Below are 24,862 nucleotides of genomic sequence, written 5' to 3'. Positions count from 1 at the left end.
AATAATTCTCAGTTGGGCGATTATTCAAGATTGCCCGCCGCCCGGCAACCCAAGGTTGACCTGTCGGACAAATGACCGGTGCCGAAACGACGGATCGCGACATGATTTTTCCCGGGAATGCCCGCAAGCAAATCGCTACACTGCGCCCATGCCGCGTGCCGGAAGCACGCAAGAGTCAATGATCAGCGGGATGCAGGAGATAGGCGTGCTCAAGAAACTGGGAATCAAAGGTCGCGTGTTGTTGCTGACCCTGTTGCCGACCAGCCTGATGGCACTGGTGCTGGGCGGCTATTTCACCTGGACGCAGCAGTCCGACCTGCAGGCCCAATTGATGCAGCGCGGCGAAATGATCGCCGAGCAACTCGCGCCGTTGGTGGCACCGGCCATGGGTCACGGCGATTCCGATCTGCTCGAGCGCATCGCCACCCAGTCCCTCGAACAGCCGGACGTGCGCGCGGTGACCTTCCTCGCACCCGACCGCTCACCACTGGCCCACGCCGGCCCGACCATGCTCAACCAGGCCCCCAGCGGCGACAGCACACAACTGCTGCGGCGCAGCGGCAATGACGCCACCCGTTATCTGCTGCCGGTGTTCGGCAAGCATCGCAACCTCGCTGGCGAACTGATCCCTGAAGAATCTGACCGCCTGCTGGGCTGGGTCGAACTGGAACTCTCGCACAACGGCATGTTGCTGCGCGGTTACCGAAGCCTGTTCGCCAGTCTGCTGCTGATTGCGGCGGGACTGGCCGGCGCCGCACTGCTGGCCCTGCGCATGGGCCGCACGATCAATCGCCCGATCAGCCAGATAAAACAGGCGGTCGCGCAACTCAAGGACGGTCATCTGGAAACCCGCCTGCCGCCCCTCGGCAGTCAGGAACTGGATGAACTGGCGTCCGGCATCAACCGCATGGCCGGCACCCTGCAAAATGCCCGGGAAGAATTGCAGCACAGCGTCGATCAGGCCACCGAAGACGTGCGCCAGAACCTGGAGACCATCGAGATCCAGAACATCGAGCTGGACCTGGCCCGCAAGGAAGCGCTGGAAGCGAGCCGGATCAAGTCCGAGTTCCTCGCCAACATGAGCCACGAAATCCGCACACCGCTCAACGGCATTCTCGGTTTCACTCACCTGTTGCAGAAAAGCGAGCTGACCCCGCGCCAGCTCGACTATCTGGGCACCATCGAAAAGTCCGCCGACAGCCTGCTGGGGATCATCAACGAAATTCTCGACTTCTCGAAAATCGAGGCCGGCAAACTGGTGCTCGATCATATTCCGTTCAACCTGCGCGATCTGTTGCAGGACACCCTGACCATCCTCGCCCCCGCGGCCCACGCCAAGCAGCTGGAACTGGTGAGTCTGGTCTATCGCGACACGCCGCTGTCGCTGGTTGGCGATCCGCTGCGGCTCAAGCAGATCCTTACCAACCTTGTGAGCAACGCGATCAAGTTCACCCGCGAAGGCACCATCGTCGCCCGCGCGATGCTCGAAGAAGAACACGAAGACAGCGTGCAACTGCGCATCAGCATTCAGGACACCGGCATCGGCCTGTCGAACCAGGACGTGCGCGCCTTGTTCCAGGCCTTCAGCCAGGCTGACAACTCGCTGTCGCGTCAGCCCGGCGGCACCGGTCTGGGGCTGGTGATTTCCAAGCGTCTGATCGAACAGATGGGCGGCGAGATCGGCGTCGACAGCACCCCGGGCGAAGGCTCGGAGTTCTGGATCAGCCTGAGCCTGCCCAAGACCCGCGACGATGCCGAAGACCTGCCCGCCGCACCGCTGCTCGGCCGCCGGGTAGCGGTACTGGAAAACCACGAACTGGCGCGTCAGGCGTTGCAGCATCAACTGGAAGACTGCGGGCTCGACGTCACGCCGTTCAATACCCTGGAAAGCCTGACCAATGGCGTCACTGGCGCCCACCAGACCGATCAGGCCATCGACCTCGCCGTGCTCGGCATCACCAGCAACGACATGCCGCCGGAACGACTCAACCAGCACATCTGGGACCTCGAACACCTCGGCTGCCGGGTACTGGTGTTGTGCCCGACCACCGAACTGACGCTGTTCCATCTGTCGGTACCCAACCCGCACAGCCAGCTCCAGTCCAAACCGGCCTGCACGCGCAAACTGCGCCGGGCACTGTCGGACATGGTCAACCCGCGCCAGACGCGCAGCGAACCCGGCGAACCGCTGTCGAGCCGTGCACCGAAAGTGCTGTGTGTCGACGACAACCCGGCCAACCTGTTGCTGGTGCAGACCCTGCTCGAAGACATGGGCGCCAAGGTGCTGGCCGTCGAAAGCGGCTACGCGGCGGTCAAGGCCGTGCAGAGCGAAACCTTCGATCTGGTCTTGATGGACGTGCAGATGCCGGGCATGGACGGGCGCCAGAGCACGGAGACGATCCGTCAGTGGGAAAGCGAGCGCCATTGCACACCGCTGCCGATCGTCGCCCTCACCGCCCACGCCATGGCCAACGAAAAACGCGCACTGCTGCAAAGCGGCATGGACGACTACCTGACCAAACCGATCAGCGAACGGCAACTGGCCCAAGTGGTGCTGAAGTGGACAGGACTGGCACTGCGCAATCAGGCACCGGACCGCAACAGCGAAAGCCTGGCGGGCCATCAGGACCTGCCGGTACTCGACCAGGAAGAAGGCCTGCGCCTGGCCGCCGGCAAGGCGGATCTGGCGGCGGACATGCTGGCCATGTTACTGGCGTCCCTTGAGGCCGACCGCGAAGCGATCCGCAGCGCCCGCGACAGCCACGACCAGACTGGCCTGATCGAGCGGGTGCATCGCCTGCACGGCGCCACCCGCTACTGCGGCGTTCCGCAATTGCGCGCGGCCTGCCAGCGCAGCGAAACCCTGCTCAAACAGGAAGACCCCAAGGCTTCCAGCGCCCTGGATGAACTGGAGCGGGCGATCAATCGTCTGGCGGCGCAGGCGAAGATCAGCGCCTGATCCACGGCAATGCCGATCAACGCCGACGCGGCTAAAGTGGTCGCGGGTGATTCGCGCCCGCGTCGATGCTTCAGGAGGATTGCATGCGCACGATCGTTTTCAGCAGCCAGACCTACGACCGCGACAGTTTTCTCGCCGCCGACTGCCCGGCCGGCATCGAGCTGCACTTTCAACCGGCCCGACTGAGTCTCGACACGGCACCGCTGGCCGACCGGCATGAAGTGGTCTGTGCCTTCATCAACGATGACCTCAGCGCGCCCGTGCTGGAACGTCTGGCGGCCGGCGGAACCCGGCTGATCGCCCTGCGCTCGGCGGGTTACAACCATGTCGACCTGAGCGCCGCCAAACGCCTGGGACTGGTCGTCACGCGCGTACCGGCCTACTCGCCCCACGCGGTGGCCGAGCATGCGGTGGCGCTGATTCTTGCGCTCAATCGCCGACTGCACCGAGCCTACAACCGCACCCGCGAAGGCGATTTCAGCCTGCACGGCCTGACCGGTTTCGATCTGGTGGGCAAGACCGTCGGCATTGTCGGCACCGGTCAGATCGGCGCGACGTTCGCGAAAATCATGCACGGTTTCGGCTGCGAGTTGCTGGCCTTCGACCCGTATCCAAACCCGGCCGTCGAAGCCCTGGGTGCGCGCTACCTGAGCCTGCCGCAACTGCTCGAACAATCGCAGATCATCAGCCTGCACTGCCCGCTCAACGAGCAGAGCAAACACCTGATCAACCGTGATTCGCTGGCGCACATGCAGCCGGGCGCGATGTTGATCAACACCGGTCGCGGTGGTCTGGTAGACACCCCGGCGCTGATCGACGCCCTGAAGGACGGTCAACTGGGTTATCTGGGGCTGGACGTTTATGAGGAGGAAGCGCAGCTGTTTTTCGAAGACCGCTCCGACCTGCCATTACAGGACGATGTGCTGGCGCGGCTGCTGACTTTTCCCAACGTGATCATTACTGCACATCAGGCGTTCCTGACCCGCGAGGCGCTGGCCGCGATTGCCGCCACCACCCTGCACAACATCGCGACCTGGGCGGCAGGAACGCCGCAGAACCAGGTCGAGGGCTGACAATCGATCGTCAGGCCGGAGGCGTAGCCGGGGAAATCGCCACCCAGAAAATCAGCAGCGCCAGCCAGCCGAAGCCAATCAGTCGCTGCTTGAGGGAATGGCCCCGGCGCAGCAGGAACCAGACAAAGATGATCGGCATCAGGAACGCCATGACCTTCAGCCAGCCCTCCACCGGGCGAGAGCCATCGGCATTCAACTGAAGTTCGACCGCTTGTTCGGCCTGTTGCCGGCGCCGGCGTCCAGCGGCGGCGGGCATTACTTTCGGCCCCGGGGCTGGAGTGGAAGCGGATTCTGCGACGAAAGCGTCGGCAACCGCCTTGTTCCGGGGCAGACTGCCAAAGGAAATCGTTGATGTCGCGGTGGCCGGTCGGGTCGCCTGCAGCGGTGCATGTTTCCCCGTCATCGGAGCCCCGCAATGAATGCAGGTCTTCGCTTCGGGGCTGATGCTCCGCTTGCATTCATAACATTCGATCAGCGCCATGTTCCGTTCCTTAGAGATGAAGGCGGCAGTTTGCCACGACTGTAGTGTCGATTTGAACCGGATCGAAGGTCGCAAGCGCGCGTTATTCTGCAATCAAGCCCGTGCTAGCATGTCGCGCATATTTGGAGGACCCATGGTCGAACACGATTTCCGCTACACCCTGATGAACCCGCAACACACCCTCACCGAATGCCGCGCCCTCGTACCGGGCCGTTATCAGGTTACCGGCAACGGTGGCTCGATCCGTATCGGCGACGTGCTGGTCGTGACCCTCAAAGGCAGCAAGGACTTGTCCATGCGCCTGACCGTCGACACCGTCCGCCACCTGATCAACCCGCCGGGTCAATGGACCGCGATGACCACCGGCCCGGTGTTCGGCGAACTGGCGATCCACACCTGGCAGGTCAACTGCGACAGCTGCGCCAAGGAACTGAGCTTCGAATTCGCGGTGGACGCCAAGCTCGGCAAACCGGCAGAAAAACCGGCCGCCACGGCGCGTATCGCCGAACTGGGCTGGAAAGCCGTCGATGACAAGCACCTGTGCCCGAAATGCCAGGAGCCGGTGTGATGAAACACCTGGCCCTGACCGCCGCTGTCGGCGCCGGCCTGATGGGTTGCGCCGCGGAGCCTGTGCAACTGCAACAGAACCGCAGCTACATTCTGGAGTGGATCGGCGAACGGCCACTGATGGACTACAGCCACCTGACCGTGACCCTGGGCGATGATGGCCGGGCGTATGGCAATGGCGGCTGTAACCATTGGTTCGCGCCTTACACCCTGGAAGGCGACAAGCTCAGCTTCGGCAAGATCGGCAAGACCCGCAAACTGTGTGCCCCGGCGCTGATGGAGCAGGAGCAACGCTTCCTCCAGGCGCTGGAGCACGTGGAGCGCTGGGATATCTCGCCAATCGAGCAGATGCGTTTCTGGCCTGCCGAGGGCAAGCCATTACGCTGGTGGCTGGAAGAAGGCTGAGCCTTCCAATCGTTCCCACGCACAGCGTGGGAACGATCCTCAGTTGGCCGCCTTCAACGCCTCAAGCTTCGCCATCACCCCCGCCGCCGTCTGCTCGCCCATCAACTGTTCCCGCACCTTGCCCTTGTTGTCGATGATGTAGGTCACCGGCAAGGCTTCGCTGCGCGGCAGTTCGAACAAGTCCGCCGGATCCTGCGCCAGCACGGTGAACTTGATGCCGAGTTTCTCGCTGGCACCTTTCAGTTCTTCGCCCTGCACGTTGTCGAAGTTGACCCCGAACACACCGATCTTCTTGCTCTTGAGCTCGTCCGCCAGATGATTGAGTTCCGGGATTTCCGTGCGGCACGGACCGCACCATTCGGCCCAGTAGTTGAGCACGACCCATTGTTTGTCCAGACGTTCGGACGCCACCTTCTGCCCGTTCTGGTCAATGCCGTAGTCGTTACCGCAGCCCCCCAGCATCAACGCCCCGATGATCGTCAATGCCGCTGCCAGTCGCCGTGTCATGTCATGTTCCTTGTCAAAAATTGAATGCGCCTGCGACCCATCGCCTCCCAAGGTTCTGGATTGCGCGCTGCACAGTTAGAATAGCCGCCACTCTACGCAAGAAGCGACCCGCCCATGACCGATCTGACGCTTTATCACAACCCGCGCTGCTCGAAATCCCGCGGTGCGCTCGAACTGCTCGAAGCCCGTGGCCTGACACCGAACGTGGTGCGCTACCTGGAAACGCCGCTGGACGCCGCGCAGATCAAGGCCCTGCTCGGCAAGCTGGGGATCAGCGCACGGCAACTGCTGCGCACCGGCGAAGACGAATACAAGACCCTGAACCTGGCCGATGCCAGTCTCACCGAGAAACAATTGATCGAGGCCATCGCGGCGCATCCCAAGTTGATGGAGCGCCCGATTCTCGAAGCCGGCGACAAAGCCGTGATCGGCCGTCCACCGGAGCAGATCCTGGAGCTGTTGCCGTGAGTGCGCCGTACATTCTGGTTCTGTATTACAGCCGCAGCGGCTCGACCAACGAGATGGCCCGGCAGATTGCCCGTGGCGTTGAACAGGCGGGCCTCGAAGCGCGCCTGCGCACCGTGCCGGCGATCTCCACCGAGTGCGAAGCCGTGTCGCCGGACATTCCTGATGAAGGCGCGCTGTACGCCACGCTGGATGACCTGAAGAACTGTGCCGGCCTGGCCCTTGGCAGCCCGACCCGTTTCGGCAACATGGCCGCGCCGCTCAAGTACTTCCTCGACGGCACCAGCAACCTGTGGCTGACCGGCGCGCTGGTCGGCAAACCGGCTGGCGTGTTCACCTCCACCGCCAGCCTGCACGGCGGTCAGGAAACCACGCTGCTGTCGATGATGCTGCCGCTGCTGCACCACGGCATGCTGATCACCGGTCTGCCCTACAGCGAGTCGGCGCTGCTGGAAACCCAGGGCGGCGGCACGCCTTACGGTGCCAGCCATCACGCCGGGGCCGATGGCAAAAGCGGTCTCGATCAGCACGAAGTGGCGCTGTGCCGCGCACTGGGCGCACGCCTGGCCAAAACGGCTTTGAAGCTGGGGAACTGAGATGGCGAAAAAGCCGAAAATCCTGCCCGCCGTCGAATGGCTGGAGCCACGGGTAAGGGCAATGCGGGTCGTCAGTCTGCTGTGTTTCTTTGGATTGGCCGGACTGCTCGCCGCTTATTACCTGCTGTTCGCCGACTTGCATGGTGCGCGGCCGTGGGTGATTCTGCTGATCGAGCTGATCCCGTGGATCGTGCTCGCACCGGGCATGATCATGGGCAGCGCCCGCGGGCATTCGTGGATGTGCTTCGTGGTGAACCTGTATTTCATCAAGGGCGCACTGGCGGCGTATGACCCGAGCCGGCAGCTGTTCGGCGTGCTGGAGATGATCGCCAGTCTGGCGGTGTTCTGCTCGGCGCTGCTGTATGTGCGCTGGCGGTATCAGCTGAACCGCAAACTGGCCGGCGAAGGCGAAGTCTCCGTCGCCTGACAGCTGTCCCGAGATCGTTCCCACGTTTAGCGTGGGAACGATCACTCGGTCTCAATGATTGACGGTATACGCCAGCATCATCGATATCTGGCTCATCGGTCGCCCGCCGCTTTCTTCATGCCACTGGTTGAACGCGCTCTGCACCGTCGCCAGATCCCGCAGACTGCTCGGCACCTTGTCGACGATCTTCTGTGCATTCAACGCCGCGACCACGTCGTAGCTCGGCACGAACGTGTCCTTGCCAACCATCCGCAGAAAGCGTGGCGCCGACAGCCCGCCCAATTGATGGCCGTGCTTTTTCAGGTAGGTCCACAGGCCAACGATATCGGTCACCGGCCAGTCGGCGAGCAACGCGCCGAAACTGCCCTTCTCTTTCTCGACGTCCAGAATGAACTGCGCATTGCGCGGCACACTTTTGAGTTTGCCCAGGTGGCGGATGATCCGCGCATCCTGCATCAGCCGCTCAAGGTGTTCGGCGCTCATCAGCACGACTTTTTCCGGGTCGAACTTGAAGAATACTTCCTCGAAGGCCGGCCACTTGGCGTCCACCAGACTGTGCTTGAGCCCGGCGCGAAATACCCGCAGGGCCATGGTCGAGAGATAACGGTCGTCGCTGATCTGGCGCAGTTGCGCCGGGGTCTTGGGAACGGGCAGATGGGCTTCCAGTTCAGCCGCCGAACCGAAGCGGTTCAGACAGTATTCGTGCAGCCACTTGTAATCGCGCATGCCCTCTCCTAGAAAACGAATTGAAAACGGCGCCCGCGAGCGCCGTTTTTTTCAAGCGATCGGATCGCTTACAGGTTCACCACGTTGACGAAACGCGAAGCGGCGGTTTCATCAATCTTCAGGCTGGTGAAGTCGAACAGATTACGGTCAGCCAGCTGCGACGGGATCACGTTCTGCAGGCTGCGGAAGATGCTTTCGGTACGACCCGGGGTCTTGCGTTCCCAGTCCTGAAGCATTTCCTTGACCACCTGACGTTGCAGGTTTTCCTGGGAACCACAGAGGTTGCACGGAATGATCGGGAATTGCTTGAAGTCCGAGTAGGCCTGGATGTCTTTCTCGTTGCAGTAGGCCAGCGGACGGATCACCACGTTGCGCCCGTCGTCGGCACGCAGCTTCGGCGGCATCGCCTTGAGGGAACCGTTGAAGAACATGTTGAGGAAGAACGTCTCGACGATGTCGTCGCGGTGATGACCGAGGGCCATTTTGGTCGCGCCGATTTCGTCGGCGAAGGTGTACAGCGTGCCGCGACGCAGGCGCGAGCACAGCGAACAGGTGGTCTTGCCTTCAGGAATCAGCTCCTTGACCACCGAGTACGTGTCTTTCTCGACGATGTGGTACTCGATGCCCAGCTCTTTCAGATAAGCCGGCAGCACGTGCTCGGGAAAGCCCGGCTGCTTCTGGTCCATGTTCACGGCGACGATCTCGAACTTGATCGGTGCAACCTTCTGCAGGTGCATCAGCACGTCGAGCATGGTGTAGCTGTCCTTGCCTCCGGACAGGCAGACCATGACCTTGTCGCCGTCTTCGATCATGTTGAAGTCGGCGACCGCTTCGCCGGCCAGGCGGCGCAGGCGCTTTTGCAGTTTGTTCTGGTTGACCGTAAGAGTGCCCATGACGCGAAATCCGTGAGGTGTGACGAAAGGCCGGCATTTTACGCAAAAACACCGGGGTTGTGGCCACAGGTTGTCGCCCCTTCGATTGCCCGTTTGCACAGACCCCGACGCGATTACCCCGCCGGTTTACAGCGCGATTTGCTCTAAGACCCTATCACCTGTGCGGTTAAGACCTTTCTATACTGCGACATAAGGTCGCACACAATCTAAAGACCTGTATTTGCTCGGCCACATTGGCCCGTAGGCGCTCCGCTGGGGGGCGATGGCAATAACGAGAGGAGTGACTGGCATGATCCATCACGTAGTGGGACTTTTTACCCACCCCGATCAGGAATGGAAGGAAATCCGTGGCGACCAAGAGGAAAGCATCAGCCACATGTACCTGACGCACACGCTGATTCTGGCGGCGATCCCCGCTATTTCGGCTTTTATCGGCACGACTCAGGTCGGCTGGGTGATCGGTAACCGCGCGCCGGTGATGCTCACCGTCGAAAGCGCGATCTGGATGACCGTCATGTCGTACCTGGCGATGCTCGGCGGGGTCGCGGTCATGGGGGCCTTCGTGCACTGGATGGCCCGCACCTATGACGCCAATCCGAGCCTGGCCCGTTGCGTCGCGTTTGCCACCTACACCGCAACACCGTTGTTCGTCGGCGGGCTGGCGGCGTTGTATCCGCATATGTGGCTGGGGATGATCGTCGGCACGGCGGCCATCTGCTACACGGTGTACCTGCTGTATGTGGGTCTGCCGACCTTCATGAACATTCCGTCTGACGAGGGATTCCTGTTTTCCAGCTCGGTGCTGGCGGTGGGTCTGGTGGTGCTGGTCGCCATCATGGCGTTTACCGTGATTGTCTGGGGACTGGGCGTGGGGCCCGTCTACACCAACTGACGACCGATCCAACCCGAGAAGAACAAGATCCGCCAACACAGGCCGCCGCAAGGCGGCCTTCTCGTGCCGGTTGAAAAAGAGCGACGACCATTCGGCAGTTCGGCGATTCGCAACGCCCCGGGGTTGCGGCATACTCGACGCCTCTGGAGATCCATCAAGCATGCCCGAGCAACTCAATACCCGCGTCGAAGACTGTTTCCAACTCGCTGAATCCTTTTTCAAACGTCCTTTCAAACGCCCCGTGGTGAGCCTCAAGCTGCGCGGGCAAAAAGCCGGGGTCGCGCATCTGCACGAGAACCTGCTGCGCTTCAACCCGCAGCTGTATCGGGAGAACGCCGAACACTTCCTCAAGCAGACCGTGGCCCACGAAGTCGCGCACCTGATCGCCCATCAACTGTTCGGTGACCGCATCCAGCCCCACGGCGAGGAGTGGCAACTGATCATGCGCGGCGTCTACGAATTGCCGCCGGACCGCTGCCATACCTACGCCGTCAAACGCCGCAGCGTGACCCGCTACATTTACAAATGCCCGTGCGCCGACAGTGATTTTCCGTTTTCAGCCCAGCGCCATAGCCTGGTCAGGCAAGGTCGGCGCTATTTGTGCCGTCGCTGTCGCAACACCCTGGTATTCAGTGGCGAGATGCGGGTCGAGTAAGTCCCCACCTCGTTCCCACGCTCTGCGTGGGAATGTATCCCGTGACGCTCTGCGTCACAGTGGACGCGGAGCGTCCATGGCGGCATTCCCACGCAGAGCGTGGGAACGATCTGCTAACTGGGAGCTGCGAGCTACGCGACGACTTTCGCGGCACGTAATTCGGCAATTCGCTCCGGGCTCAAGCCCAACTCCCCCAACACCTGATCCGTATGCTGCCCCAGCGCCGCCCCGACATGTCGCGGCGCCGGCAATGCCTCGGAGAACTTCAGCGGACAAGCGATCTGCGACTGCGAAGAGCCATCCCCACGGGGCACCTGTGTCACCAGTTCCCGCGCCTGCAACTGTGGATGCTGCACCGCCTCGCCCAGATTCAACACCGGCTCGACACAGGCATCGATCCCGGCGAACAGCTCGCGCAGTTCAGCAAAGTCATGCTTCTCGAACTCGACCTTCAACGCCTCCTTGAGCGCCCGCTGCTGCTCAGGCTTGGGTGACAAACCCTGGGCCGCCAGTTCCGGCTGGCCCAACGCTGCGCACAATTGCTGCATGAAGGCCGGCTCCAGACTGCCCACCGACATCCAGCGCCCGTCGCGGGAGCGGTAGTAATCGTAAAAACTGCCGCCATTGAGCATCTGATCCTCCCAGCCCGGTTCTTCACCGCAGGCCAGATACCCGGCGCCAGCCATGGCGTTCAGGCTGAACGCACAGTCAGTCATGCTCACATCCAGGTGCGTGCCCTGCCCGGTCTGTTGGCGGGAAATCACCGCCGCCAGCAAACCGATCACCCCGTGCAGCGAGCCACCCGCGATATCCGCCACCTGCATGCCCAACGGCAACGGCCCACTGTCGGCGCGCCCGGTGTAGCTGGAGAGCCCGGCCAGTGCCAGATAGTTGATGTCGTGTCCGGCGCGATCCTTGTACGGGCCGGTCTGGCCGTAACCGGTGATCGACACGTAAATCAGCTTCGGATTGATCGCCTTCAGTGCCTCGTAACCCAGCCCCAGCCGCTCCATCACACCGGGGCGGAACTGTTCCAGCACGATGTCGTAGTCCGCCAGCAACTGCTTGACCAGCTCCAGCGCCTCGGGCTGTTTGAGATCCAGCGCCAGGCTGCGCTTGTTGCGGTTCAGGTAGGCGTGGCTGGCCGAGATTCCGTGATCGTGGGGCGGCAAAACCCGCAACAGGTCGAGGCGAGTCGGCGATTCGATGCGCAACACCTCGGCGCCCATGTCCGCCAGCAGCAGCGAGGCGAACGGTCCCGGCAGCAGGGTCGAGAAATCCAGAATCTTCAGTGAGGCCAACGGTGCAGACATGGGCGATCTCCATCAACGATGCTTGCAGCCTAGGCAGCCGTCGGCGATGGGGCAATTACCGGATGCATCAGTTGCACTGACCGTTGCGCTCAAATCGCCCGCTCAAATCACAGACATGAAAAAACCCGCCGAAGCGGGTTTTTCCAATCAAGCGATGCTTACTTCACATTGCTCGGGGTTGGGCCTTCGGCCACACCCAGGTCGTCTTCGTGACGCTGGTCAACGATACCGCGACCGCCCGAGGCCAGCTCGGTTTGCAGCACGTCGGTGTCCAGTTCCTTGACCCACTTGGCCACAACGATGGTGGCAACGGCGTTGCCGACCAGGTTGGTCAGGGCGCGGGCTTCGGACATGAAGCGGTCAATACCCAGGATCAGCGCCAGACCGGCTACCGGCAGGTGACCTACCGCCGACAGGGTGGCGGCCAGCACGATGAAGCCCGAACCGGTCACACCGGCTGCGCCTTTGGAGGACAGCAGCAGCACCACCAGCAGAGTGATCTGGTGAGTGATGTCCATGTGGGTGTCGGTCGCCTGGGCGATGAACACGGCCGCCATGGTCAGGTAGATCGCGGTACCGTCGAGGTTGAACGAGTAACCGGTCGGGATCACCAGACCCACTACCGATTTCTTCGCGCCCAGACGCTCCATCTTGATCAGCATGCGTGGCAGTACCGATTCCGACGAGGAAGTGCCGAGTACGATCAGCAGTTCTTCGCGGATGTAGCGGATCATCTTCAGCACGCTGAAGCCGTGCATGCGGGCGATACCGCCGAGCACGATCAGGATGAACGCCAGGCACGTGATGTAGAAGCAGATCATCAGTTGACCCAGCTGCACCAGCGAGCCGACACCGTAGGCACCGATGGTGAACGCCATCGCACCGAAGGCACCGATTGGCGCGAGCTTCATGATCATGTTGATGATGTTGAACATCACGTGGGCGAAGCGATCGATGAAGTCCAGGATCGGCTTGCCGTAGGCACCCAGGCGATGCAGGGCGAAACCGAAGATCACCGAGAACATCAGCACTTGCAGGATGTCACCGGTGGCGAACGCGCCGACGATGGTGGTCGGGATCACGTTGAGCAGGAAGCCGACGACGCTCTGGTCAGCGCCCTGTGCCACGTAGGTGGCGACTTTCGAGGCGTCGAGGGTGGCGACATCGATGTGCATGCCGTTGCCCGGCTGCACGATGTTGACCACGACCAGACCGACCAGCAGTGCGATGGTCGAAACGATTTCGAAGTACAGGAGTGCATAGCCACCGGTCTTGCCGACCGATTTCATGCTCTGCATGCCGGCGATGCCGCTGACCACGGTGCAGAAGATGATTGGCGCGATGATCATTTTGATCAGTTTGATGAACCCGTCACCCAGCGGCTTTACGGCCACGCCGAACTGCGGGTAGTAGTGGCCGAGCGCAATACCGATACAGATTGCGACGATCACCTGGAAATACAGGGATTTGTACAGTGGCTGACGAGTCGTCATTGCAAAGTTCCTCAAGAGTCCCGCGTAGCAACATCCATCTGTTGAACGCGACACTTGAATTGCGAACCCTCCTGCACTGGAGGGATTTGTTGTGTCGAACGACGCTTTTCCGGACCGGCTCGGCGCACGCTTCTGTCGCTCTTATCGCAAACCTCGTGCCACTTTGGTGCAATTCGCTGCAAGCCTTTTGATATCAGGGGATGCAGGTTTTTCTGTGTCACCATTCGGTTACCCAAGTATGGCGGATTTCCGCCAACGCACCGGGTCTCGTCCTACAATTTGGCGGAAATCCGCCTTGTTGCCGATCAAGGCCGCCGGCTACCATCGGTCGCCAGAGGAAGGATTTGTCGCTTATGCGCGAACGCACCATCGCCAGTCATTTCGCCCGTGCCGCCCTCGGTGGCGCACGCCGTCGCGGGTTCGATTATTCGGGCCTGCTGCTGCAACTGGGTATCAGTCCCGAACTGCTTGACGAGCCGCGTGCGCGGATCGCCCCGGAACAATTCACCCAACTGATCCAGAACCTGTGGCTGGCCCTGGACGACGAATGCCTGGGCTTCGGCAACGCGCAGAGCAAACCCGGCAGCTTCGCCATGATGTGCCACGCCATCATTCATTGCCGCAGCCTGGAAAAGGCTCTGCAACGCGGCTTATTGTTTTATAGCCTATTCCCCGACGCTCCGCGCCTGACCCTGACCCATGAAGACGAATGGGTACGCCTGAGCCTCGACGATGCGCAATGGTGGGATCCGGATCACTTTCTCAGCGAGAGCCTGCTGGTGATCTGGCATCGCCTCGGCAGCTGGCTGATCGGCCAGCGGATTCGCCTGGAACAGGCCACTTTCAGCTACCCGAAACCGGCGCACGGGGCCGAATACGATCTGCTGTTCTCCTGCCCGCTGGAGTTTTCCGCACCCCAGAGCAGCCTGGTATTTCACAATCGCTATCTGCACATGCCGCTGTTGCAGGACGAACGCACGCTCAAGCATTTTCTTGAACGCTCCCCCGCCGACCTGCTGTCACGCCCGGATGACGGCAACAGCCTCAGCAGTCGATTGCGTCGCCTGCTCAGCCATGACAGCGCGCGCTGGCCGGACCTGGAAGCCGTGGCCGCGCACCTGCACATCAGCCCGCAAACCCTGCGCCGGCATTTGCGTGAGGAAGGCACCAGTTTTCAGGAATTGAAGGATCAGTTGCGACGGGACATCGCGATTTATCACCTGGGGCGGGCAGATCTGTCGTTGCAACAGATCGCCGAACAGCTCGGGTTTTCCGAACCGTCGGCGTTTCATCGGGCGTTCAAGAAATGGACGGGGCTGACGCCGGGGGCTTATCGGGCGCAGGAGCATTGAGGCCAAAGATCAAAAGCCCCTCACCCTAGCCCTCTCCCAGAGGGAGAGGGGACTGATTGGGGAATATTCAGTAGGTTGGCAGAGTTGAAAGTACTGTTTTGAATCCATATTCGACAGAGATTTTTCAGGTCGATCATTTTCTAGAGACACTTCGATCAGTTCCCTCTCCCTCTGGGAGAGGGCTAGGGTGAGGGCCGATAGTCGTCACACCGCCGGAAAATGAATCCTGAACGCCGCCCCTCCCATCGGTGAATCGCCCAGCGTCAGTTTCGCGCTGTAGCTCTCGATGATGTCCTTGACCACCGCCAGACCGATCCCCTGCCCCGGGTGCTGGCGATCCAGACGCTCACCGCGCTCAAGGATCCGCGCGCGCTGATGCTGCGGAACACCCGGGCCGTCGTCTTCGATGCACAACTCGATCCCGGCCAGGCTTTCGCGCACGCTGATGCGTACTTCGCCGAGGCACAGGCGATAGGCGTTTTCCAGCAGGTTGCCCATCATTTCCAGCAAGGCGCCCTGCTCGATCGGCACGTAGCAGTGTTCCGGCAGGTCGAACGCCACGCGTACGCGTTTGTCGCGGTAGACCTTGTCCAGCGTGTCGCACAGGCTTTTGAGCACCGGCCGCAGGCGCACCTGATGGCGTACCAGACCGCTTTTGCGCAGGCTGGCGCGCTGCAACTGGTAGCTGATCTGCTGGCTCATGCGTTCGATCTGGGTTTGCAGTACCCAGGCCTGATCGCGATCTTCAGGGCGCTGGGCCATGTCTTCGCTGACGCCTTGCAAGACCGCGAGCGGCGTTTTCAGGCTGTGGGCCAGATCGTCGAGGGAGTCGCGATAACGGCTGCGCTGCTGGCGCTCACTGTGCAGCAAGCGGTTGAGCGAGCCGGTCAGGCGCAGCAGTTCACGGGGGTGCTGTTCGCTGAGGCTTTCGAGGGTGCCGCCTTCGATTTCGTCCAGTTCCTGACTGAGACGACGCAAGGCTTTCAAGCCCCAGGTCAGACCGATCCACAGCAGCGAGAGCAGCACCAGCAACGCGGCGCCGAAACCGAGGTAGAGGTTTTCCCGCAGGCCTTCGAGGGTAGTTTCGTATTCGCGCACCGGTTGCAGCGCGACGATGCTGAACGCCGCGTTCTTGCCACCGAGCAGTTTGACTTCGACGTCGTAAACGAAGAATTCCTGGCCGCTGGCCTCGCGAATCCGCGCGAACTCGTTGCCCATCCCGTCGTAGCGCGGTTTGTAGTTGATCTGTTCTTCCTGGGTCGCTTTCGAACGCCAGACCAGATGACCTTCGCGGTCGTAGATGTAACCCAGCAGACGGAAATCGGCGAGGTTGAAACGCTCGTCCGGCAACTGCATCGGCATCACCAGCCGGCCGTTTTCAATCCGCGCGGCAGAAATCAGTGTGGTGACGTCCGAGGCCAGGCGCTGCTCGATCGAATCCTGCAGCGCCAGGCTGAACGCACCTTGCATCGCCGGGAGCAAGGCGAGCATGAACAACACCGCCAACGTGGTGGCGGCCAACATCAAGCGAACGCGAAGCGAACGGATCAAGTGCAGCGCTCATTGAACAGGTAGCCGAGGCCGCGCACCGTGTCGATCGGCTTGAACCCGGCCGGGCCTTCCAGCTTGCGGCGCAGGCGCCCGACCAGCACTTCGATCACGTTCGGATCACGCTCGTCGTCGTCCGGGTACAACTGCTCCATCAGGCGATCCTTGGGCACCACTTGCTGGTGGTGGCGCATCAGGTATTCGAGGATCCGGTATTCGTAGGCGGTCAGCGCCAGCGGCTGTTCATCGAGGGTCGCCTGCTTGCGATTGAGGTCGAGCAGCAGCGGCCCGGCGACAATGGAAGACTGGGTGAAACCGCTGGAACGGCGTAGCAGCGCATTGAGTCGCGCTTCGAGCTCTTCGAACTGGAACGGTTTGACCAGGTAATCGTCGGCGCCGGCGGCCAGGCCTTCGACCTTGTCCTGCCAGTTGCCACGGGCGGTGAGGATCAGGATCGGGAAGCTCTTGCCGTCCGAGCGCAACTGGCGGATCAGGTCGAGCCCGCCCATGCCCGGCAGGCCGAGGTCGATCACCGCCAGGTCAAAGTTGAATTGCCCGGTCTGGTACAGCGCCTCTTCGGCATTGGCCACGGACTCGACCACATGACCGCTTTCCGTCAGGCGGGTTTGCAGGTGATGGCGCAACAGCGCTTCATCTTCGACGACCAACAGTTTCATGACGCTCTCCCGGGCAAATCAGAATCTCCAACAGCATACCTGCGACAACGGTGTACTGCCGCTTTTGAGGGTCCTGTTCATTTCTCCCCTCGGACATGATTCAAGCTTACTGAACCGGGCCTGTACCTGCCCTGAACACACCCTGAACCCGAGCACAATCAAATGAACTAGGCTGTTTTGACCTTTTATTGTCAGGAGACCCGATCATGCGCCTGTTCCTTGCCCTCACCCTGCTCGCTTTCAGCAGCCTCAGCGCGGCAGCCATCAAGACCGAGGAAATCCCTTACCAGAGCGCCGACGGCACGAAACTGATCGGCTACTACGCTTTCGACGATGCCATAAAAGGCCCGCGCCCGGGCGTTGTAGTGGTGCATGAATGGTGGGGCCTGAACGACTATGCCAAGCGCCGCGCCCGGGATCTCGCCGGGCTTGGCTACAGCGCGCTGGCCATCGACATGTACGGTGAAGGCAAGAACACCGAGCACCCGAAAGATGCCATGGCATTCATGCAAGCGGCCACCCAGAATGCCGATGCGGCCAGCAAACGCTTCCAGGCCGGCCTTGATCTGCTGAAGAAACAACCGCAGACCGACACCGGCAAACTGGCCGCCATCGGTTATTGCTTCGGCGGCGGCGTGGTGTTGAATGCCGCTCGCCAAGGCGTACCGCTGGCGGGTGTCGTGAGTTTCCACGGCGCACTGGCCACCAACACCCCGGCGACACCTGGAAGTGTCAAAGCCAAAGTCCTCGTCGAGCACGGCGCGCTGGACAGCACGGTCACCGCCGACAACGTCACGGCGTTCAAATCTGAAATGGACAAGGCCGGCGCCGACTACAAATTCGTCAGCCTAGACGGCGCCAAGCATGGCTTCACCAACCCCGACGCGGATCGCTTGAGCCATGGCGATCACGGTGGCCCGGATATCGGCTACAACAAGGCAGCGGATGAAAAGTCCTGGGCGGACATGCAGGCATTCTTCAAGAAAATCTTTGGCTGAGCCGGAGTATGCTGATCGCTCCCACGTTCTGCGCGAGAGCGATCTGCACCAGCGCACTATTCAGCCTGAAGGCAACCCGGCAAAATGCCCGCCATGAATTCCAGCCCCCTCCTCCCCGCCTGCTGCACCCCGCTCGATGCCCACTGGCCGCTACCGACCGTGCTGCCGGACACCGTGCTGCTGAGCACTCACTTCAACCCGGCGCAACTGCTCGGCGATGACTTCCGCCGCAGCGCCATCGAACCGCCGCCGAGCATCCAGCGCTCGGTGGCCAAGCGTCAGGCGGAGTTTCTGGCCGGGCGGATTTGCGCCCGGGCCGCGCTGCAACAACTGGAAGGTAAAAGCAGCGTCCCGGCCATTGGCGAGGATCGCGCACCCGTGTGGCCGGCACATATTTGCGGCTCGATCACCCACAGCACCGGCCGGGCCGCAGCGATTGTCGCCAACAAGCAACACTGGCGCGGACTGGGCATGGACCTGGAAAACCTGCTCAACGCCGAAAGGGCCGAGCGGCTGGCCGGGGAGATTCTGACGCCAGCGGAGTTGCAGCGCATGGCTGCCGGCGCCCGCGATCAACTGGCGTTGTGGGTGACGCTGACGTTTTCGGTGAAGGAAAGCCTGTTCAAGGCGCTGTACCCGATCGTCCAGAAGCGTTTCTATTTCGAGCACGCCGAGATGCTCGACTGGACCGAACAAGGTCATGTGCGGCTGCGCCTGCTGACGGACCTCTCCAGCGAATGGCGCAACGGGACCGAACTGGACGCACAGTTCGGGGTGCACGACGGGCAGTTATTGAGCCTGGTCAGCATCCAGGCTTGAGCGGCTTCAGCGCCGCTCCTGATTCCGCGGCCAGCTCAGGCTGAAACACGCCCCGCCAAGGCTCTTGCTCTTCCCGATCAACGCCCGGCCGTCATGCCAGTGGATGATCCGTCGCACGATAGATAAGCCCAACCCGTGCCCACCGGATGCCCGGGTACGGCTGTCGTCCAGCCGCAGGAATGGCGTGAAGATTTTCTCCCAGGCACTTTCCGGCACACCGGGGCCGTCGTCCTCGACGTCCACCCGGCAACGCATCTGCCCGACCTGATAACTGACCGTGACCCTTGAGCGCGCATGACGCATGGCGTTGCCCACCAGATTCTGCAAGGCGCGATGCAAGTAACGCGGCTCGGCCTCGACCCAGGCATCGTCGCAATCGGCGGCCGACAAGCACAAGCCACGTTGCACCGTGACGTCGGCGCGTAATGGCGCCAGTTCTTCGATCACCTGATTGACCAGTGCATCGAGGTCGATGCGCTGGAACGTCAGCGCCGGCGAGCCCTGCTCAAGCCTCGCATAAGTGAGCATTTCGTCCACCAGCTTGTCGAGGTCCTCGATGTCGTGGTCCATGCCTTCGCGGTACTTTTCCAGCGCTTGCGGGGTGGTGGCCGAACCGATCATTTCCAGACCGAAGCGCAGGCGCGCCACTGGTGTGCGCAACTCATGGGACACCGCACGCACCAGTTCACGCTGGATCGCCAGCAATTGCTGCAGGTGCTCGGCCATGCCGTTGAACGCCGCCGCCAGTTTCCCCACCGAGTCGGCACCGCGCGCCGGCACGCGGGTTTCCAGACTGCCCTTGGCGATACGGGTGGCGGCGGCTTCGAGGCCACGCAAACGCCGCTCGAGCTGGCGCACCAGTAAATAGACGATAAGACCGATCAGGGTCAGACCCAATGCGGCAATCAGCACCAGCCATTGCGGCGGGTACGGATTCATCTGATAGAGCGGGCCGATTTCCAGCACCCACGGCGTACCGACCATCCCGGCGAACACCCGGATCGAGTCCCCGCCCTTGCCCAGCGCCATCACCGTATCGCCCTCCGACACGCGACGACTCTGGTCTTCATCCATGTCGGCTTCGTTCACGGTGACCAGCCGCAGGTCGAAACCGAAGCCCTTCTCTTCCTTCAATTGCGCCAGTCGTTTGGGCTGCTCGCCCACCGGCACCCGCACCAGTTCATCGGCCAGCAGATAAATGGTCGCCCGGGCCAGTTGTTCACTGATCTGCTGCACCTCGCCCACCAGCACAAGCTGCTCCTTGTCGCTGACCAGTCGATAGACCTTTGCCGCGTGCGGCCCGGTTTGCTCGACCAGTGCCTGCCCGCGTTGCACGCGGGTGCGCTGGGTGAGATCGAGATCGGTCTGGGCGAAGGTTTTCAGTGCCAGCGGAATCCCCAACAGCCGTTCCCACACCAGCAAGGCGCGGTGGCGCTCGGTCTCGTTCATCGGTTGCAGGTTGTCGGCCATCAGCGAAAACGTGCCGTGGGCCAGGCGCTCTCGGTACTGCTCGCTGCGCACCTGATTGAGCAGGTGCAGCGCCAGAACGCCGAGCACCGCCACCAGAATCAGCGCCGCGCACATGCCGCCGTAGATGCGCAGGAAGATCGAGTTCACAGCGGCAGTTCTACGCAAGCTTCAGGCACGAACAGATAGCCTTTGCTGCGCACGGTCTTGATCAGGCGCGGGTGATCGGGGTCGTCGCCGATTTTCGGGCGGATGCGCGAGATGCGCACATCGATCGAGCGGTCCTGGCCGTCGTAGCCGATGCCGCGCAGTGCGGTGAAGATTTCTTCCCGCGACAGAATCCTTCCGGCGTTGGACACCAGCAGCCACAGCAGATCGAATTCGGCGCTGGTCAGTTCGATGCCGCTGTCGCTCAGCCAGGCTTCGCGCAAGGCGTTGTCCACCACCAACGGGCCGAATTGCAGACGGCGTGGCTTGCCCGACGCCGGCTCCGGTGCGTCACTGCGTCGCAACAACGCCTGGATGCGCGCCAGCAACAGCCGTGGGCGAACCGGTTTGCACACGTAGTCATCGGCGCCGATGTCGAGGCCGAGGATCTGGTCGGCATCGTCGGTGCGCGCGGTCAGCATCAGGATCGGCCCGTCGTACTGGTCGCGCACCTTGCGGCAGATGCTCAGGCCGTCTTCACCGGGGAGCATCAGGTCGAGGATCACCAGGTCCGGTTGCTCCTTGATGATTCGCGCCGCCGCCAGGGCTCCGTTGCCCTCGATCTCCACGCGCAATCCATTGGCTTGCAGGTATTCGCGGGTCAGTTCGGCCAGACGCTGGTCGTCCTCGACTATCAATACCTGCCAGGCTTCTTGCTCCACGGATGACCTCTGCTTGCCGATGTTGCGAATAAAGGAAGGATCCTCCCGTCTTTTTGTCATCTTTAAGGAGGATAAGAATGCGTGTACACGGGCCGATTGTATAAACGGCGTACAGCGAGAACACAAGTCGGTAAATGCGTTCGGACAAGGCCGTTTTTTGTGATAGGGTTCGCGCCCTTAAAAATCCGCTGAAGCGTTTTTCCCGAAGAGAAAACAGTGACAAACGGTCTAACTCAGCAGGTTCGCGGCCTACAAAGGAATTCCCTGTTTCGCACACAATTTACGCACAGGGTTATCCACAGGCTGTCCGTTGCAATCGCCCCCCAAAACGCATTATCTTGTAGCCCGCGCTCAAAAAAACCCTACATATAGGGTTTGACGCTAAAAACCAAACACAAACCGGACAGTGAATTCAAGGCTTTTTATTGCCATTGTCGGGTTGAACCAAACGTATTTTCAGAAGCCCAAACCGCGCCTGCGGATGGCTACCGTTTTTCAGCCGATCACGGCGTAAACGGTACGGGTGTTGCAGTTCAAAACTGCTCCCCGAAAGGAATGCGGTTTCACGCGTATCGCGCGAACCGAAGACTTCGGCATGGAAGCGGCGCCCACAAGGCCCACTTCCTGAACTGTCCCGAAGTCGTTACCCGGCGCTGGCCGGTCGTAGTGCTTCAGGACGGAACGGTGGGCACCGTGATGGTGCCCAAACAAACATAGAGAACGTGGAGACACCCATGCAAACCGACACAACTCGCGAGAACCCGCAGGGCACCTTGCCGCAGGCCGCCGATTCGAATTCGGATCTGGCTGCCACCGCGCCTGGTCAACTGCGTGTGATCAAGCGTAATGGCACTGTCGTTCCTTACACCGATGACAAGATCACCGTCGCTATCACCAAAGCGTTTCTCGCAGTTGAGGGCGGCACCGCTGCCGCTTCGTCGCGAATCCACGACACCGTTGCCCGCCTGACCGAACAGGTCACCGCGACCTTCAAGCGTCGCATGCCTTCGGGCGGCACCATCCACATCGAAGAAATCCAGGACCAGGTCGAACTGGCCCTGATGCGTGCCGGCGAGCAGAAAGTGGCTCGCGACTACGTGATCTACCGTGACGGCCGTTCGAAAGAACGCGCTGCCCACGCTCCGGCCGAAGCCGCAGTCAACGCTCACCCGTCGATCCGCATCACCCGCGCCGACGGCAGCCTCGCGCCGCTGGACATGGGTCGCCTGAACACCATCGTCACCGAAGCCTGCGAAGGTCTGGCTGAAGTCGACGGCGACCTGATCCAGCGCGAAACCCTGAAGAACCTGTACGACGGCGTTGCCCTGAACGACGTCAACACCGCGCTGGTAATGACCGCCCGTACCCTGGTCGAGCGCGAGCCGAACTACTCGTTCGTGACCGCCCGCCTGCTGATGGACACCCTGCGTGCCGAAGGCCTGGGCTTCCTGGGCGTCGCCGAGAGCGCGACTCACCACGAAATGGCCGACCTGTACGCCAAGGCGCTGCCGGCCTACGTCGCCAAAGGTATCGAGTTCGAACTGCTGAACCCTGTGCTGGCCTCCTTCGACCTGGAAAAACTGGGCAAGGCGATCAACCACGAGCGCGACCAGCAATTCACCTACCTGGGCCTGCAGACCCTGTACGACCGTTACTTCATCCACAAGGATGGCGTGCGTTTCGAACTGCCACAGATCTTCTTCATGCGCGTGGCCATGGGCCTGGCGATCGAAGAGAAGCAGAAAGAAGACCGTGCGATCGAGTTCTACAACCTGCTGTCCTCGTTCGACTACATGGCTTCGACCCCGACCCTGTTCAACGCCGGTACCCTGCGTCCACAGCTGTCGAGCTGCTACCTGACCACCGTGCCGGATGACCTGTCGGGCATCTACCACGCGATCCACGACAACGCCATGTTGTCGAAATTCGCCGGTGGCCTGGGCAACGACTGGACCCCGGTTCGTGCACTGGGTTCGTACATCAAGGGCACCAACGGCAAGTCCCAAGGCGTGGTTCCGTTCCTGAAAGTCGTGAACGACACCGCCGTAGCCGTTAACCAGGGTGGCAAGCGCAAAGGCGCTGTCTGTGCCTACCTGGAAACCTGGCACATGGACATCGAAGAGTTCATCGAGCTGCGCAAGAACACCGGTGATGACCGTCGTCGTACCCACGACATGAACACCGCCAACTGGATCCCTGACCTGTTCATGAAGCGCGTCTTCGATGACGGCAAGTGGACCCTGTTCTCGCCATCCGAAGTACCAGACCTGCACGACCTGACCGGCAAGGCCTTCGAAGAGCGCTACGAGTACTACGAAGCCCTGACCGAGTACCCAGGCAAGGTCAAGCTGTTCAAGACCATCCAGGCCAAAGACCTGTGGCGCAAGATGCTGTCCATGCTGTTCGAAACCGGCCACCCATGGCTGACTTTCAAGGACCCGTGCAACCTGCGCAGCCCGCAGCAGCACGTCGGCGTGGTTCACAGCTCGAACCTGTGCACCGAGATCACCCTGAACACCAACAAGGACGAGATCGCGGTCTGCAACCTGGGCTCGATCAACCTGCCGAACCACATCGTCGACGGCAAGCTGGACACCGCCAAGCTCAAGCGCACCATCGACGTAGCCGTTCGCATGCTCGACAACGTGATCGACATCAACTACTACTCGGTACCGCAGGCGAAGAACTCCAACTTCCGCCACCGTCCGGTCGGACTGGGCATCATGGGCTTCCAGGACGCGCTGTACCTGCAGCACATCCCTTACGGTTCCGACGCTGCCGTCGAGTTCGCCGACAAGTCGATGGAAGCGGTCAGCTACTACGCGATCCAGGCGTCCTGCGACCTGGCTGACGAGCGCGGCTCGTACGAGACGTTCCAGGGTTCGCTGTGGTCCAAAGGCGTACTGCCGCTGGATTCGCAACAGATCCTGATCGAAGCACGTGGCCAGAAGTACATCGACGTCGACCTGACCGAGTCCCTGGACTGGGCACCGGTTCGCGCCCGTGTACAGAAAGGCATCCGTAACTCGAACATCATGGCCATCGCACCGACCGCGACCATCGCCAACATCACCGGCGTATCGCAGTCGATCGAACCGACCTACCAGAACCTGTATGTGAAATCGAACCTGTCGGGCGAATTCACCGTGATCAACCCGTACCTGGTTCGCGACCTGAAGGCTCGCGGTCTGTGGGACTCGGTCATGATCAACGACCTGAAGTACTACGACGGTTCGGTTCAGCAGATCGAGCGCATCCCGCAAGAACTCAAAGAGCTCTACGCGACCGCGTTCGAAGTGGACACCAAGTGGATCGTTGACGCCGCCAGCCGTCGTCAGAAGTGGATCGACCAGGCCCAGTCGCTGAACCTGTACATCGCCGGCGCATCGGGCAAGAAACTCGACGTGACCTACCGCATGGCCTGGTACCGTGGTCTGAAAACCACCTACTACCTCCGTGCCCTGGCTGCGACCAGCACCGAGAAGTCGACCATCAACACCGGCAAGCTGAACGCTGTTTCCAGCGGCGGCAACCACGGTGACGATTCGGTCCTGGCAGCGCCTGCCGGCCCTGCTCCAGTACCGAAGGCTTGCGCCATCGACGAGCCGGATTGCGAAGCTTGCCAATAAGCTGAGCTGAATCGGGCGTTGCGAGACGCCTGATTCCTCCAGACAAAAGAA

At 61.4% G+C, this 24,862-nt stretch carries 23 protein-coding genes; 13 read left to right on the top strand and 10 right to left on the bottom strand.

All coding sequences use genetic code 11. From position 1 onward, the window contains the following. The first annotated feature begins 205 nt into the window (after nt 1-205). Both AC07N4_RS23770 and AC07N4_RS23765 read left to right on the top strand, forming a co-directional pair. On the top strand, nt 206-2,959 hold the full coding sequence (locus tag AC07N4_RS23770; protein ID WP_493065948.1) for a response regulator: 2,754 nt from the start codon (nt 206-208) through the stop codon (nt 2,957-2,959). An 83-nt stretch (nt 2,960-3,042) separates the two neighbouring features. Then, the gene (locus AC07N4_RS23765) at nt 3,043-4,032 is read left to right on the top strand and encodes a 2-hydroxyacid dehydrogenase (RefSeq protein ID WP_493065949.1); all 990 of its coding nucleotides are present in this window, start codon (nt 3,043-3,045) and stop codon (nt 4,030-4,032) included. A gap of 10 nt (nt 4,033-4,042) precedes the next feature. Here the strand turns inward: AC07N4_RS23765 and AC07N4_RS23760 are convergent, their stop codons facing one another. After that, on the bottom strand, nt 4,043-4,513 hold the full coding sequence (locus AC07N4_RS23760) for a hypothetical protein (protein WP_493065950.1): 471 nt from the start codon (nt 4,511-4,513) through the stop codon (nt 4,043-4,045). Nucleotides 4,514-4,646: 133 nt separating this feature from the next. Here AC07N4_RS23760 and AC07N4_RS23755 point away from each other — a divergent pair, with 133 nt between their 5' ends. After that, the gene (locus AC07N4_RS23755) at nt 4,647-5,081 is read left to right on the top strand and encodes a hypothetical protein (RefSeq protein WP_096818023.1); all 435 of its coding nucleotides are present in this window, start codon (nt 4,647-4,649) and stop codon (nt 5,079-5,081) included. Next, on the top strand, nt 5,081-5,485 hold the full coding sequence (locus AC07N4_RS23750) for an META domain-containing protein (RefSeq protein WP_007957769.1): 405 nt from the start codon (nt 5,081-5,083) through the stop codon (nt 5,483-5,485). The genes AC07N4_RS23755 and AC07N4_RS23750 overlap by 1 nt, the downstream gene beginning before the upstream one ends. Before the next feature lie 39 nt (nt 5,486-5,524). Here the strand turns inward: AC07N4_RS23750 and AC07N4_RS23745 are convergent, their stop codons facing one another. Continuing rightward, nucleotides 5,525-5,992, bottom strand: a complete 468-nt coding sequence (locus AC07N4_RS23745) for a TlpA disulfide reductase family protein (RefSeq protein WP_096818026.1) — start codon at nt 5,990-5,992, stop codon at nt 5,525-5,527. A gap of 114 nt (nt 5,993-6,106) precedes the next feature. Here AC07N4_RS23745 and arsC point away from each other — a divergent pair, with 114 nt between their 5' ends. The 3 genes from arsC to AC07N4_RS23730 are packed head-to-tail and all read left to right on the top strand — an operon-like array spanning nt 6,107 to nt 7,480. After that, on the top strand, nt 6,107-6,460 hold the full coding sequence (gene arsC / locus AC07N4_RS23740; protein ID WP_011335489.1) for an arsenate reductase (glutaredoxin): 354 nt from the start codon (nt 6,107-6,109) through the stop codon (nt 6,458-6,460). After that, nucleotides 6,457-7,053, top strand: coding sequence for an NAD(P)H:quinone oxidoreductase (gene wrbA / locus AC07N4_RS23735; protein ID WP_096818028.1), 597 nt, complete (start codon nt 6,457-6,459; stop codon nt 7,051-7,053). The genes arsC and wrbA overlap by 4 nt, the downstream gene beginning before the upstream one ends. A gap of 1 nt (nt 7,054) precedes the next feature. Continuing rightward, nucleotides 7,055-7,480: a DUF2069 domain-containing protein gene (locus AC07N4_RS23730; protein WP_102621006.1), complete on the top strand. Its 426-nt coding sequence runs from the start codon at nt 7,055-7,057 to the stop codon at nt 7,478-7,480. 51 nt (nt 7,481-7,531) lie between these two features. Here the strand turns inward: AC07N4_RS23730 and AC07N4_RS23725 are convergent, their stop codons facing one another. Both AC07N4_RS23725 and ttcA read right to left on the bottom strand, forming a co-directional pair. Beyond that, nucleotides 7,532-8,206 carry a DNA-3-methyladenine glycosylase I gene (locus AC07N4_RS23725; RefSeq protein ID WP_096818031.1) on the bottom strand — a complete coding sequence of 225 codons (675 nt, stop codon included), beginning with the start codon at nt 8,204-8,206 and terminating at the stop codon, nt 7,532-7,534. A 68-nt stretch (nt 8,207-8,274) separates the two neighbouring features. Next, nucleotides 8,275-9,099, bottom strand: coding sequence for a tRNA 2-thiocytidine(32) synthetase TtcA (gene ttcA / locus AC07N4_RS23720; protein WP_096818033.1), 825 nt, complete (start codon nt 9,097-9,099; stop codon nt 8,275-8,277). 289 nt (nt 9,100-9,388) lie between these two features. Here ttcA and AC07N4_RS23715 point away from each other — a divergent pair, with 289 nt between their 5' ends. Then, the gene (locus AC07N4_RS23715; protein ID WP_053122787.1) at nt 9,389-9,991 is read left to right on the top strand and encodes a Yip1 family protein; all 603 of its coding nucleotides are present in this window, start codon (nt 9,389-9,391) and stop codon (nt 9,989-9,991) included. 160 nt (nt 9,992-10,151) lie between these two features. After that, complete coding sequence (locus AC07N4_RS23710) at nt 10,152-10,646, top strand: SprT family zinc-dependent metalloprotease (protein ID WP_096818035.1); 495 nt, start codon at nt 10,152-10,154, stop codon at nt 10,644-10,646. Nucleotides 10,647-10,777: 131 nt separating this feature from the next. Here AC07N4_RS23710 and AC07N4_RS23705 read toward each other — a convergent pair whose 3' ends face one another. Then, entirely contained in the window at nt 10,778-11,959 is a 1,182-nt protein-coding gene (locus AC07N4_RS23705; RefSeq protein WP_102621008.1) for a CaiB/BaiF CoA transferase family protein, read from the bottom strand. 158 nt (nt 11,960-12,117) lie between these two features. After that, nucleotides 12,118-13,452, bottom strand: a complete 1,335-nt coding sequence (locus AC07N4_RS23700) for a dicarboxylate/amino acid:cation symporter (RefSeq protein ID WP_096818039.1) — start codon at nt 13,450-13,452, stop codon at nt 12,118-12,120. Nucleotides 13,453-13,805: 353 nt separating this feature from the next. Between AC07N4_RS23700 and AC07N4_RS23695 the strand changes: the two genes are divergently transcribed. Beyond that, on the top strand, nt 13,806-14,804 hold the full coding sequence (locus AC07N4_RS23695; RefSeq protein WP_273538609.1) for an AraC family transcriptional regulator: 999 nt from the start codon (nt 13,806-13,808) through the stop codon (nt 14,802-14,804). Nucleotides 14,805-15,008: 204 nt separating this feature from the next. Here AC07N4_RS23695 and AC07N4_RS23690 read toward each other — a convergent pair whose 3' ends face one another. Then, nucleotides 15,009-16,355 carry an ATP-binding protein gene (locus AC07N4_RS23690; protein WP_493065951.1) on the bottom strand — a complete coding sequence of 449 codons (1,347 nt, stop codon included), beginning with the start codon at nt 16,353-16,355 and terminating at the stop codon, nt 15,009-15,011. Then, nucleotides 16,352-17,029: a response regulator transcription factor gene (locus tag AC07N4_RS23685; protein ID WP_096818046.1), complete on the bottom strand. Its 678-nt coding sequence runs from the start codon at nt 17,027-17,029 to the stop codon at nt 16,352-16,354. Before AC07N4_RS23685 ends, AC07N4_RS23690 begins: the two co-directional genes overlap by 4 nt. A gap of 206 nt (nt 17,030-17,235) precedes the next feature. On the opposite strand from AC07N4_RS23685, the gene AC07N4_RS23680 reads away from it, so the two are divergent. Both AC07N4_RS23680 and AC07N4_RS23675 read left to right on the top strand, forming a co-directional pair. Beyond that, entirely contained in the window at nt 17,236-18,027 is a 792-nt protein-coding gene (locus tag AC07N4_RS23680) for a dienelactone hydrolase family protein (RefSeq protein ID WP_493065952.1), read from the top strand. Between the two features lie 93 nt (nt 18,028-18,120). Then, nucleotides 18,121-18,846 (top strand): 4'-phosphopantetheinyl transferase family protein, encoded by a 726-nt coding sequence (locus tag AC07N4_RS23675; protein ID WP_192558742.1) that lies wholly within the window; start codon nt 18,121-18,123, stop codon nt 18,844-18,846. Nucleotides 18,847-18,852: 6 nt separating this feature from the next. Here AC07N4_RS23675 and AC07N4_RS23670 read toward each other — a convergent pair whose 3' ends face one another. Then, nucleotides 18,853-20,463 (bottom strand): ATP-binding protein, encoded by a 1,611-nt coding sequence (locus tag AC07N4_RS23670; protein WP_096818050.1) that lies wholly within the window; start codon nt 20,461-20,463, stop codon nt 18,853-18,855. Further along, a complete protein-coding gene (locus AC07N4_RS23665) occupies nt 20,460-21,182 on the bottom strand; it encodes a response regulator (protein ID WP_096818051.1) in 723 nt (240 codons plus the stop codon). Before AC07N4_RS23665 ends, AC07N4_RS23670 begins: the two co-directional genes overlap by 4 nt. 734 nt (nt 21,183-21,916) lie before the next feature. Between AC07N4_RS23665 and AC07N4_RS23660 the strand changes: the two genes are divergently transcribed. Then, a complete protein-coding gene (locus AC07N4_RS23660) occupies nt 21,917-24,811 on the top strand; it encodes a ribonucleoside-diphosphate reductase subunit alpha (protein WP_096818053.1) in 2,895 nt (964 codons plus the stop codon). Nucleotides 24,812-24,862: the final 51 nt, after the last annotated feature.

The sequence above is a fragment of the Pseudomonas sp. GW821-FHT09E04 genome (assembly GCF_059416185.1).
Note: the sequence above shows the minus strand (reverse complement) of the source record. Positions and strands in the feature narration are given on the sequence as shown.